General features: G+C 60.3%; 10 protein-coding genes and 1 pseudogene. 2 read left to right on the forward strand and 9 right to left on the reverse strand.

Features of this window, described 5'->3' with window-relative positions; genetic code table 11:
• Window positions 1-129: 129 nt before the first annotated feature.
• The 4 genes from NE851_RS21110 to NE851_RS21125 all read right to left on the reverse strand — a co-directional run bounded on the left by NE851_RS21110 (window position 130) and on the right by NE851_RS21125 (window position 5,420).
• Window positions 130-663 carry a YidB family protein gene (locus NE851_RS21110; RefSeq protein ID WP_047615838.1) on the reverse strand — a complete coding sequence of 178 codons (534 nt, stop codon included), beginning with the start codon at window positions 661-663 and terminating at the stop codon, window positions 130-132.
• 172 nt (window positions 664-835) lie between these two features.
• Window positions 836-1,174, reverse strand: coding sequence for a hypothetical protein (locus NE851_RS21115; RefSeq protein WP_097544281.1), 339 nt, complete (start codon window positions 1,172-1,174; stop codon window positions 836-838).
• A gap of 544 nt (window positions 1,175-1,718) precedes the next feature.
• Window positions 1,719-3,869: a mechanosensitive ion channel family protein gene (locus NE851_RS21120; RefSeq protein ID WP_097544282.1), complete on the reverse strand. Its 2,151-nt coding sequence runs from the start codon at window positions 3,867-3,869 to the stop codon at window positions 1,719-1,721.
• Between the two features lie 240 nt (window positions 3,870-4,109).
• Window positions 4,110-5,420 (reverse strand): epoxide hydrolase family protein, encoded by a 1,311-nt coding sequence (locus NE851_RS21125; RefSeq protein WP_097544283.1) that lies wholly within the window; start codon window positions 5,418-5,420, stop codon window positions 4,110-4,112.
• A 413-nt stretch (window positions 5,421-5,833) separates the two neighbouring features.
• Between NE851_RS21125 and NE851_RS21130 the strand changes: the two genes are divergently transcribed.
• Window positions 5,834-6,784, forward strand: a complete 951-nt coding sequence (locus NE851_RS21130; protein ID WP_097544284.1) for an alpha/beta fold hydrolase — start codon at window positions 5,834-5,836, stop codon at window positions 6,782-6,784.
• Here NE851_RS21130 and NE851_RS21135 read toward each other — a convergent pair.
• Together NE851_RS21135 and NE851_RS21140 are read right to left on the reverse strand one after the other, a co-directional pair.
• Window positions 6,773-7,687: a LysR family transcriptional regulator gene (locus NE851_RS21135; protein WP_097544285.1), complete on the reverse strand. Its 915-nt coding sequence runs from the start codon at window positions 7,685-7,687 to the stop codon at window positions 6,773-6,775. The two genes, NE851_RS21130 and NE851_RS21135, sit on opposite strands and share 12 nt — an antisense overlap.
• Before the next feature lie 112 nt (window positions 7,688-7,799).
• Window positions 7,800-8,489 carry a DUF599 domain-containing protein gene (locus NE851_RS21140; RefSeq protein WP_127431798.1) on the reverse strand — a complete coding sequence of 230 codons (690 nt, stop codon included), beginning with the start codon at window positions 8,487-8,489 and terminating at the stop codon, window positions 7,800-7,802.
• A gap of 350 nt (window positions 8,490-8,839) precedes the next feature.
• Here NE851_RS21140 and NE851_RS21145 point away from each other — a divergent pair, with 350 nt between their 5' ends.
• The gene (locus NE851_RS21145; protein ID WP_063475610.1) at window positions 8,840-9,376 is read left to right on the forward strand and encodes a PAS domain-containing protein; all 537 of its coding nucleotides are present in this window, start codon (window positions 8,840-8,842) and stop codon (window positions 9,374-9,376) included.
• A 143-nt stretch (window positions 9,377-9,519) separates the two neighbouring features.
• Here NE851_RS21145 and NE851_RS21150 read toward each other — a convergent pair.
• The 3 genes and pseudogenes from NE851_RS21150 to NE851_RS21160 form a co-directional block, all read right to left on the reverse strand.
• Window positions 9,520-9,938 (reverse strand): annotated as a pseudogene (locus NE851_RS21150) (universal stress protein); the annotation flags it as partial.
• Window positions 9,939-9,993: 55 nt separating this feature from the next.
• Window positions 9,994-10,842, reverse strand: a complete 849-nt coding sequence (locus tag NE851_RS21155; protein ID WP_097544286.1) for a fumarylacetoacetate hydrolase family protein — start codon at window positions 10,840-10,842, stop codon at window positions 9,994-9,996.
• 42 nt (window positions 10,843-10,884) lie between these two features.
• Window positions 10,885-12,195 carry an MFS transporter gene (locus NE851_RS21160; RefSeq protein WP_127431762.1) on the reverse strand — a complete coding sequence of 437 codons (1,311 nt, stop codon included), beginning with the start codon at window positions 12,193-12,195 and terminating at the stop codon, window positions 10,885-10,887.
• Window positions 12,196-12,198: the final 3 nt, after the last annotated feature.

Consider the following 12,198-nt stretch of genomic DNA (forward strand, 5'->3'; position numbering starts at 1 on the left):
CATTCAGCCGCAACCAGCGGACGGGACAAGCATGAACCTGCTTCCCCAGGCCTGCAAGTGAAGACTTTGGCAGGCGTTCGTTGACCGAGCACCTGCCCAGTGGTGATAGGCGAGGGCGACGTCCCGATATCAGATGGTGCCGGGCCGCCCGGAGGTGGTTGATTGACTCGCGGATGACAAAAACGCCTCTTCGGCACTGGGCACTTTCCCCTCTGGTGTCAGATCGTCGACAGCCTTGGGAAGGTCGCGGCTCAGCCGGCCCAGAATCTCCTCATGAGAAAGGCCGGTATTGGCGGCGATCTCGTTGAGAACGTCAGGCCCGAGTGCTTCCGCCAGCTGCCCATCATTGATGTCGGCATTCTGACCGGGCTGTACCCAAGACTCGATCTTGTCGCCGTGACCGTTCTGCTGAAATGTCTTCAGTAGATCGCCCAGCCCGCCGCTGACGATGCCGCCGGATGTTAGCCCGCCGAGGAGGCCGCCGAGACCGCCGGAACCGCCCAGTCCGCCGAGGATGCCCCCGAGACCGCCCGGCTGCTGGTTCCCCGCGCCAGCCTGCTGAGGGTTCTGGATGCCCCGCAGGAGTTCCCCGATCTTGTCTCTGTTCTGGTAGCCGGCAACGGCAAGAACGGCGAGAAGCGCCTTCAATTGACCGCTCATCATGATGAATCCTCCTATGGTGCTCCAACGTGCAGACGGCCCAATGCAGGTCGCCGCATGGGCAGCAATGTCCGGAGCGCCCAAAGGTTCCGCGCCGGTGCGCAAACAAGGCTGCACCGGGCGGATTCGTTCCGCAATCGCAAAGGCCGACCGACTTTACAGCTCACGCCGCTACTCAGATTTCCGGGCAGCCTCGCTGGTTTGCAAAGACCATTCGCTCCGGTCCGCGGCGCGTCATGCCCTGGACGACGATGCTGCGGGCAGATATGCGGACGATCTGCGCCCTGCGAAGTCCTTCGCTACGGGCGATGTCGAGAGCATCGTCCGGATCACAACCGCGCCGTCCGCGGTCGCGGCGGTCATAACGGTCATAATCACGATCACGGTCATAAACGCCGACGCCACCAGGGCCGAGCCGCAACTCCAAGTCCTGCGCGGCAACGATCGTCGGCGAGATAGTCAGCCCAGTTATGGCGGCCAAGCCAACCAGGACGAATTGAAGAGATTTCCGCATGAGTTCCTCCCATGGTCTTGTGCTTATCGCAATGACAACCTCGCCATACGAATTTTGTTCCTCATGACAAGCGGAGACGGCGCGGCGCCTGTCTGCCGGAGCCGCATTCGATGGACGTTTTGCGGAGCGCAACATCCAAGAGAACCTCATCCTGGTGCCCCGAAGGGCCTCGAAGGAGGGGGCGGGTGCTCAGGCCAATCGATTATTGTCTTCGTTGCATTTGAAAATGGAATCTGCCCGGCTACAACAATCAATCGCATAAGATAGATTATGGAACATAAGGATGCCGTTTGATTACAAAGGCATACCCTCTTCATCCATCTCATAGGCCCACGCTTTTAAAATCGGCCTGCTCGAATTTGCGTCTTGACGATCCAGCGCATCGACGAGTTCACCGCGAACGTGACTCATAGAACAGCTGATCCGAGCCAATAGACTCTTTTGAAACCCATGTCTCGGACGGACGCGCACTTGGCGGCAACGTGCGGGTCAGAGTGTTGCTCGACGGGATTCGGCGGAAGCTCACCTGATCCGCTCGCCGTTGCTATTCCTCAAGTGTCGAGATGACTTTCGATGGTCTTTGCAGCTCCGAGGCGGCAGCGGTTGCTGCTGCATCGGCGGGGCCGCCGGAAACATGAACGGTCGGCGTTGCAAATTGAATGCCCTTTTCCGCGAATGTCTTCTTGAGCATGGCGAGCGCCTTTCGGCGAACGCCGAACTGTTCGCCGGGCTTCGTCATGAACTTCAGCCGAATCTGCACACCGTAATCCGCCATCTGCTCAATCCCCTGCATTTTTAGGGGTTCGATGATGTTGGGCCCGAGTTCGGCATCTTCGAGAAGCTCAACGCCGATGCGCTTGATGGTCTTGCGGACCTCCTCAAGGTCGCTGTCATAGTTCAGGGTGAGCGTAATGATATCGATGACCCAGTCGCGGCTTAGGTTTTGCACCGCGCCGAGTTCCCCGAAGGGAACGATGGTGACCGGACCGCGATGGTGTCGCAAGCGGATCGATCGCAACGAGAAACCTTCGACAGTCCCTTTATATTTCGCCGCCTGGATATATTCGCCGATGCGAAAGGCATCGTCGAACAGATAGAAGACGCCGGAGATGATGTCCTTGACGAGTGTTTGGGCACCGAAGCCGACGGCTATGCCGACGACACCGGCGCCCGCCAGCAGCGGTCCGATCTGAATGCCTACGGCATCCAGGATCATCAGGAAGCCGACAGCGCCGATCGCCAGGAAGAGTACATTGCGAAGAATGGGAAGGAGGGTATTCAACCGCTGACGCCGGCGCGCGTCGGGTCCCTCCTGATGTCCCGCCTGCACGCTTCGCGACGCCATCGCCATCTGACTGTCGATCAACGTGCTTGCGAGCTTCCAGATAACGTCGGTCACTAGCAGCACGATAACGATGCGAATTCCGGCGCGGATCAAACGCGTGGTCACCGTTTCGGCAGCGGCAAGGTCACTGAGATTGACATTCCATGCGCGGGCAATGAGCAGCGCAGCGACCACGATGAGAGCGTTCCGCAGCGTTTGCATGATAACGACGGACCATCCGACGATGGCCGGATCCTCGACCGCCTGCCCCTCCCCAGATTGAATAATGCGACGAATGATATCATGAGCCACCGAAACGGTCAGCGGCAGAAGCGCGATGACGACCACTGTCCAGAATGCACCGCGGAGACCGGAAACCCATAACAGCCACGAGAGCAGGATGCTCGCGCTGAAGCCAACACAGACCAGCCGGCTCACGGGTGGCCCGTCAGAACGATAGTGCCGCAGCCAGATCATAACGATCAAAGCGATTGAAACGACACCAAGCCATGCTGCGGTAAAGAGGTCGACCAAGATGGGTGAAGCTCGGATCGTCCCGATCACTTCAATGGTGGCCCAGCCAGCCGCCAGCACTGCGACGATTGCGAGGAGCCAGTAGTACCAGAACCAGGCAAGTGAGGTGACAAGCGTCAGAAGCCGCATATGCGGCAGGCGGGCGCCTGGCGCGATGACAATACGGCCCACGAGCACGCCAAGGCGCACCATGAGCGCGGCCGATAGCAGGATGAGCGCAATATCGCGAAACACGGCGGGCCATGGAAAGAGGATAAACGCGCCGAGGCTTCCGATCAGGTAACCGGCCAACGCGAGAAGACCCATTGAAAGCCGGGCTGCGTGGAGCTTGATCCGTTGCCGGACGGTGCCGGCGGGCGCGTTCAGCACAAAATGGAGCAGCCCTCGCCCTGACCACCAGGCCAGGCGCTGCGCAACGAACCCGCCGGCGACGAAGAGTATGACCGCCAAGATCAGGCCGACAGGTTCGATACGATCATCCGTTTGGAAGACCCGGATCGCCGACTGGATCTGCCCGGGAAGAGTTGGAACGGCATCGACGAGTGTGAGCAACCTCTGGCGCAAATCCTGTAGTGACGTCGCAATCGACGTCGGTGCCGCCTCTTGCGAGACTGCTACCGGCTGCGCCGCTTCCTGATTGCCCGGAACGATCCGATTGACCAGCGCTCGTCCGGAATCATCATTCGGCAATTCGATAATAACCCGGATCGGGGCCGAGGAATTGGTCGGCTCAGCCGCCGATGCGAGGTTTGCGCTCGCGAGCAGAAGCGTTGAAAATACCAGCGTCAGGAATGCGCACATTCTGTGGCGGGAATGACGGTCGTCGTTGATGCGCATGTGGCCGTGGTCCCTGCGACGTTGTCGTCACTTTTGCTGGGTTGGTCGAAACTTCGGACTTTGTGAAGCGTTGCACGACCAACGTCAATCGACGAACCGGTCTCGGGGCGCAGACTGCGAACCAACGGCCAGAAGGCGCTAGAGCATTTACGTTTTTCTCCCAATCACGGAAATGCTCTATCTCTTTGTTTTCACGCAATTCCGGAGGCAAAGCCACTACGCACTTTTGCTGGAATTGCTCTAAGATCGCAAGCTTCTGAACCCTGCCCTGATCTCCTGGCTGAAGAGTTCCGGCTCCTCCCAGGCGGCGAAGTGACCGCCCTTGGAGGAGCGGTTGTAGTAGATGAGCGTCGGATAGGCCTTGGACAGCCACTGCCTTGGCGGCTTGTAAACCTCTCCGGGAAACACCGTGACCGCCACCGGCACTTTGACGGGCGTGAGCTTCGCGCCCGACATGGCGTTTTCCCAATAGATGCGGCCGCTGGAGGGGCCGGTGTTCGTCAGCCAGTACAGGGTTATGTTGTCGAGAATGGCATCCTTGCCAAGCGCCTGTTCGGGGTCGCCGGGGGTAAACACCCAGTCGGCGATCTTGTCGTAAAGCCAGGCGGCAAGGCCGACCGGAGAATCCGCAATGCCGTAACCGATCGTCTCCGGCCGTGTACTCATGATCGCTGCGTAGCCAAAACCGTTGTTGAGGAAATCTCGAGCCTCGTCGAAGACGACTTTCTCATCCGCAGACAGGCTATCGGGCGCCGGCCCTCCATTTTTAAGCGCCTGGGCTGCGTCTGATGGGAGGGTCGTGGCACGTTCGACCCTGTTGACGTGGATCGCCAGCAGCCCATCGGGTGCCAGGCGACCCAAAGCGTCGCTGATGATTGCCCCCCAGTCGCCGCCCTGCGAGACATAGCGGTCATAGTTCAGTCGCTTCATCAGTACGTCCCAGGCAGCCGCGATCCGCTGAGGGTTCCAACCGGTTGCAGCAGGCTTTCCGGAGAAGCCGAATCCCGGGATCGACGGGATCACCAGGTGGAAGGCATCTTCCGCCATGCCGCCATGCGCCGTCGGATCCGTGAGCGGCCCGATGACGTCAAGCAGCTCGAAGACCGACCCCGGCCAACCGTGGGTCATGATCATCGGCAGCGCGTTTTCGTGACGGGAACGGACATGGACGAAATGGATATCGAGTCCATCGATATTGGTGAGAAACTGCGGGAAACTGTTCAGCCTGCTCTCCGCCTTCCGCCAGTCGTAGGACGACTGCCAGTAGCGCACCAGTTCCTTCAGCCTGTGGGGTTGGACGCCCTGCGAACGATCCATGACGGTTTCGACGTCGGGCCAGCGCGTCGCGGCAAGACGCCGCCTGAGGTCTGCGAGCGCCGCCTCGGCGACTTCGGCCTTGAACGGTTGGATCTCCCCGGGTGTGGCGGCGACGACATCGGCAGCATCCGATGTGGGTGGAAGGAGAGCGGCAGACATGCCGGCCGCGGCAACCGCTAACAGCAGTGAGCGTCGTGACATATGTCCATGTTTCAAGGCGTGGCTATGCTTCATAGAGGTCAGTGCCATGACACGTGTCCTTTCATGACATCGAGAGCCAACGGAGAGATTTTCGACAAGGACAAGCCCCAGGTGACCACATAGGTCGCCACCTCGGACGCCCTGCCCTCGCCGATCTTTCTTGCTGACGGGCGTTGAACCTTATCGGTTCGCGCTCCTCGTGCTCGTATTCGAGGAGTATCAGTTCTTCCTTATATTGTCGCGGTCGGCTGCCGGCCGGAACCTCGGAAAAGTGAGAGGCACCCTCTCGTTCGAATGTCAGCCTTGGGCAGCCGTTACGGCGCTGCCGCCGTCGAGAGGGTGCCTCTCACTTTCTCCGGCTGCCGCGCGCTGACGCCGTGCTCAATTGTGTCAGGAGACAGCCGGCTCTGGGCTTTGGCTGACCGCCGTTCAGGAAAGGACCTCCTATGTCTAGGGACAAAACCGCAAATACGGCTGCATCGGTCGCAGCAACTCCCACTTCCCGCACGTCTGAAACCGTCGCTTCCCGGGAGGCCGCGCACGACGCCGTCGACTTCATCGAGATCGATGAGATCCTGACGCTGAGAAGGATGATTGTCCGAGCCCCGGCGCCGAAAGGCACCGTGCTTTTCCTGCATGGGTTTCCGGAAACGCTGACGGTCTGGAAGGACATCGCGACGATGCTTGCTCGCGACTACGACGTCCATGCCTTCGATTGGCCGGGCTACGGGCAGTCGTCGCGCCCGGTTCCTGAATTCTTTTCCTACGCGCCGAAGGCGTATGCCCAGGTGTTGAAAGCCTATCTCGAGCGGGCAGGCATCGACCGGTCGAACCTCGTGATCTATGCGACTGACATCGCCGCCCTCCCCGTTCTGTTGCTCGCTCTCGATGAGCCGACGATCGCCAGGCGGATCATCGTCGGAGACTTCGCGCCGTTCGACCGGCCGCAATACATGTGGGAGAACCTGCAGAACCTCAAAGCCGAGCCGACCGCCTCGCCGACGCGCGCCTACATGAACAAGACGAGCGACGAGATCCTTCAGAACGTGCACAGGCGCGGCCTCTCCCCCGCTGAGCAATTCGATCTACCTGTCGACGTCCAGCAAGACATGGCTCGCTCCTGGAGCCTCGACGGCGCGACGGCGGCAGATGCCTTCGCCCACTACTACGCGAATTTCACACGTGACCAGAACTTTCTCGAGGCCAACCTCGACCGGCTGAAGACGCCCGTGAGGGTGATCTGGGGCGAGAAGGACATCTACATCAGAAGCGAAATGGGCATCGAGTTCGCCGCCAAGATCGGTGCAAAAGTCGATACCCTGCCGGGCATCGGTCATTTCCCGCACCTTCAGAATCCGAAACAAACGGTTGAGGAAATCCACGCATCATTCAGATAATATTTGATTATCTTTATGGTTTGTCTGCACCCGCAACCGCGGCAGCGCCCAGTCGACGAAAGCCCGTACCTTCAAGGCGAGAAGCCCCTGGCGCGCGTAGACGATATGGATGGGCTGCGGTGCGCCGTCAAAGTCGCGCAAGATGGGAATGAGCGCGTCGGACGCCAGTTCGTCCGAAACCTGATAGTCGAACAGCCGCGCGATCCCTGCCCCGCCGACAGCCGCCGCAACACAATTCGCCGCGGTATTCACTTCCAGCCGGTTGCGGGGCACGGCCTCCATCGGCGTGCCGTCGACGTCGAATGTCCAGAAGAATGTCCGCTTGTTGAAGATGATCCCGTCGCGATGGATGAGATCGCCGGGACGCTCAGGCATGCCATGCCGCTTGATATAAGTGGGGCTCGCGCAGGTCAGCAGCCGGAACTCCCCGACCTTGGCGGCATGGAGGGAGCTGTCGGCGAGGTCGCCGAGACGGATCGCGATATCCACCTGCTCGGAGACGAGATCCACTGTGCGGTCGAGCGACAGAAGGTTCAGTGACACCTCCGGGTACTTCTCCATGAAGCTCAGCGCGACCGGCAGGACGTATCGGCTACCGTATTCGACCGGCGTCGTGATCGTCAGCACGCCTCGGGGCGTCTGGTATTCCCCGGACGCCCTTCGCTCGGCCTCCTCCAGATCCGCCATGATCTTTCGAGCCGCATCGACATAATCGCGTCCGGCGTCCGTGAGCTGAAGATTGCGGCTGGTGCGGACGATGAGGTTCGCCCCAAGATGTCGTTCGAGCTCGGCCACCTTGCGGCTGACGCTCGGCAGTGGCGCGTTCAGCTTCCTGCTGCCGGCTGAGATGCTCCCGGCGTCGACGACCGCCAGCAATATGCGCATTGCTTCAAGACGATCCATCAGCCGCCGCCCATGAGATACCGCTTCTGTTTATTGTCGTACGAGTGTCGGACGTTCGCAACGTCCTCAACCGCACGCCCGCCAGATTACCACCTTGCGCCGAGCCGCAGGCCTAGTCGAGCAGCTTGCGTATGGCCATGATCCCCTTTGCCGCATCCGACCAGGACTGACGCCAGATCAACACGCCGACACTGAGGATGGTGGCAACAATGAACGGGATTGGCCCGATGAACCAGAACGCGGCTGCGACGGTGAAGTAGTAGGATCGGACGCCGACGCTGAACGATCGAAGCGCAGGGTTCAACACCAAAGTCAGAGCATTCGTCCAGCCGACAATGTCCCTGTCTTCATCGCGAGAGGGGCTCGCCCCGATCGCCGCCAGGCAGTAGTTGATCTGCCGGACCGCCCATATGAAATCGGATAGGCCCCGCAGCAGCGTCGCCATGATCAGGAGGACCTTGCACTGGAAAAACCAGGTGGGGTCCTGAGCCGCAAACATCGCAATCAGGCCACCCGATCCATAGTTCGGTTCCATGAAAAGCGCGCCGCTCAGCCCAACGATGACGATGAGATTGGCCGAGCCGAAGAAGGATGCCGAATTGATCGTGTGCCCGAGGATCGCGGCGTCGCCGATAAAGTTGTTGTCTCGCGTCAGCACCTCCCGCATCCAGGCCGCGCGAATGCGCACCATATCGACGGAAAGACTATCATTCTTCCTCGGCCACCCCACGGCCATCAAAGGCTCGACCGCCACCCAGACAAGTAGGAAGAAAACGATCGCCGCGACGTTCAGAAAATCCATGGTGCCCCCGAACTTTACGTGGATTTTCTGAAACACTACTTCGCGGCAGCGGCAGCTCCAAGCACGTATCGCCGCTCCCGGAGTTCTTTCCGCCGGTTCCGCTGCCCGCCGGACGTGGGCTGCGGGCGATGTGCGTTCAAGCCTGCCATTCATCCGCCACAGATTGACCCCATCAAACATGGATCGCTGCCAAGCAAGGAAACGATGGTCGGCGCTTGGAACCTCCCTGCTGTTGCGTTCGATGGAAACGCGGCTAAGATCTAAGATCGAGGTTGAAGTGGTCGACCGCCCTGTCATTGATCGAGCGTGTCGTGAACTGGCAGCATTGGCGAGCAGACCGGGGATGGCGAATGAACCTTGTCGACGGAGCTTTTGGAACCTCCGAATTTCCTCTCTCTGAAGAGGCTGGCATCTTCACCTGGGTGTTGGCGACCGACACGGTTTATGCGGATACGGCGCTGGCAAATCTCTTTGGCCTTGATCCGGAAGAGACCATCGCGGGGCTGCCGGTCATGCGATATCTCGACCGGATTCACCCGGACGACAAGCCATCCGTGGCCAAGGCGATTTCAGAATCGGTGATCACAGGAAATCCGTACCGCCATGACTATCGGGTGTTTGACCGAAGCGGGCAGATGGTCACCGTGGCCGCCTTCGGCCGGTGCTTCAGGGATGAAGCCGGAAACCCGTCGCAATATGCGGGCATCGTATTCCCGACGAACGACCACATCCACCAAGACCACCAGAAGGACCAATTGTCTGTTCACTGCCGTGAGGCGCTGAAAATTGCGCAGTCATCCGGCCTGCAGGCGACGGCCAATGCGCTTGAAGCAATTCTCAAAGAGCTTGCCAAGCCGATGCCTTCGGACTTCGCGCAGATTCATTGAATCCTCCCCAAGCGTTCGTTGTCGCATCCGACTCTCGGTGATCGCTATGGTTTGTGCGAGCCTTGCTTACCTCCCGTGCAAGGCGCTCTTCTCCAGGAGTGATCGATGTTGCAGTCATCGGCAATGCCTTGCGCGCATTGTAATCAGTGGCAAAGAAGGGCGGGCATTTCGAGGCGGCTCAACAGCGACCGTGTGACCCCTCCGAGATGAATTCGCGCAGTCTCGAATGACCGAATGCGCCCGCGACGAGTAAATCGGCCTTGCGTTCTGGGGCCATCGATTGAATGACGCTGGCTGGCGAGTCTCCCTTCGCTTGCATGGCCACGACGTCGACGGCAAAACCAGCTTTGCCGAATGCCGACGCAAGGTGGTCTCGACTGCGCTCGTCAATCTGCTTGTCGTCGGTGACGGATATCAGGACAACGCGCGAGGCCTGTTCCAGAAGCAATCTGGCGCCTGTCAATGCCCTTGCGGCAGTGGCTCCTCCGTCCCAGACGACGGCGACAGCATCGATGCGGCCGCAGCAATTGTCCGTTGGCTGTAACGCAGCCAACGGGACGCCGACGGACGAGTCAGATGTTCTTCACTGCCGAGGTGTCGCGGCACGCCGACTTTCGTCAGCACGTCTCGTCGACGATTGGATTGCGCAGGCTGCCAAGCCGATCGACCTCGACTTCGACCACGTCTCCCGGCTTCATCCAGAGCGGCGGATTGCGCTTTGCACCGACCCCACCCGGCGTACCGCTGACGATGACGTCGCCGGCTTCGAGCCGGGTGAAGGCGGAGCAATATTCGATCTGGCGCGCAATATCGAAGATCATCTGGCTGAAGGTCGCCTCCTGCACCACCTCGCCGTTCAAGCGCGTCTGCAGCCGCAGCTCGCCAAGCGGGCCGAGTTCATCCGGTGTCATCATCCATGGCCCGAAGGCGCCGGTATCTGGAAAATTCTTGCCCGGGGTGAACTGGTGGGTATGTCGCTGGAAGTCGCGGATGCTGCCGTCATTGTAGCATGCATAACCGGCGACATGGTTCATGGCTTCGGCGTACGGAATGTAGCGGCCGGGTTTGCCGATGATGACGGCCAGTTCGCCTTCAAAATCGAGTTCGGTCGAGACCTTCGGGCGTATGATCGGAGCGAGGTGTCCTGTCTGGCTATTGGCATAGCGGGCGAAGATGGTGGGGTTCTCCACCTCCGAACGGCCGGTCTCCTTGCGATGCATTTCGTAGTTCAGGCCGACGCAGAGGATTTTGTCGGGATTGGGAATGACCGGCAACCATTCGACCGCGTCGACAGGCGTGGCGGCCGCGGCAGCAGCGGCCTCGGCAACGCCGTCAAAGCCAGCAGCGACAGCCGATTTGAGGTCGGCATAGCGGGCCGAGAGCGTGGCGCCGACATCGAGGAAGCGTTCGCCTTCCACGACGCCCCAGGTCGTTCGGCCGGCGATCTTGACGGTGGACAATCTCATGACTTCTTCTCCTGTCTGTGATCAGAATTTCCTGCGCGCCGTTCAGACCCGCTGCATTTGTTCGGTGAAGCGCGTCATCCTGCCGAAGCGCTCGATGGTGCGGTCCGGGAAGATCAGCGCGAAGGCGGAAATTGCACCAATGATGAGGATGCCGGCGGTGAACAGCATGGCGTTCGCATAACCGGCAGCCACATGGTCGGGTCCTGCGGCCTGCACGATCATGCCGGTGACGGCGTTTGACGCGAGTGCGGAGATGGCGTTCGCCGAATAGATCACGACGATCAGCCGGCCGCGTTGGGCGGCGGGCGCCACGCTGCCGAGCGTGATCGGGCCGTAGATCGTCGTCAGGCTCGGCGCGGCAAAGGCGATCGCGATCAGTACCAGTTGCAGCGGGCCGCTCACATGAACGGAGGCGATGAGCGCCACGCCGCTGACAAGCAGCGCATAACCCGAGGCGCTGCCGAGCGTGGCGCGCTTGCTGACGCCCTTCTGCAGCATCCGCTGCGCGATCCATGAACCGACGAGCAGCAACGGAGACTGGAAGATGTAGACGGCCGAGATGACTGAACCGGTCTCAGTCTGCGAATAGCCGAGGCCTTGCTGCAGGAAAGGTGGCAGCCAGGTGGCCGACATGCCGACGATCCAGTAGGACATGGTGGACATGATGATGACGCCGATCACGGTCGGATCGAGCCAGAGCTTGCGGGCCGGAACCGGCGAATCTCCGACAGTGGCGCGAACTTTTTCATTCTCCGTGCCCGCATGCGGCCCCTCGCCGCCGATGAACAGCCAGGCCACGATCCAGACAATGCCGATCAGGCCGCAGAACAGAAAGCCCGAACGCCAGCCGTGGCTGACGATGATATAAGTGAGGATCGGACCGCCGGCGAGCAGGCCGACGCTGATGCCCTGCAGCACGACGGCGCTCGGCACACTGCGCTTTTCCGGACTGAACCAGTTATGGCAGGCATGCAATGCCGTCGGCAGGCCGGGTCCCTCGCCAAGGCCGAGCAGGATGCGGCAGGCGATCAGGACCGTCACCGAACTGGTGAAATAGATCGGGATCTGGGCGATCGACCAGATCGCCGCCAGAATGACGAGGATCCACTTGACCGGCATGCGGCCGATCACGAAAAGGCCGACGAGGACGCCGGAGATCGAAAACAGCAAAAAGAAGCTGCTGCCGATCAGCCCGAACTGCTGTGGCGAAATCCCAAGCTCCTTCATCATCGGCACCGCCGACAGCCCGAAGACGAGCTTGTCGAAAAAGTTCAGCGTCTGGAACAGAAAGAGAAGGGCAAGAACGGCAAAGGGGCGCCATTTGCCTGAGGTAACAGTGGTTGGTTCGGTCATATC

It is taken from the genome of Rhizobium anhuiense bv. trifolii (assembly GCF_024346605.1).
Taxonomy (GTDB): Bacteria; Pseudomonadota; Alphaproteobacteria; order Rhizobiales; family Rhizobiaceae; genus Rhizobium; species Rhizobium anhuiense.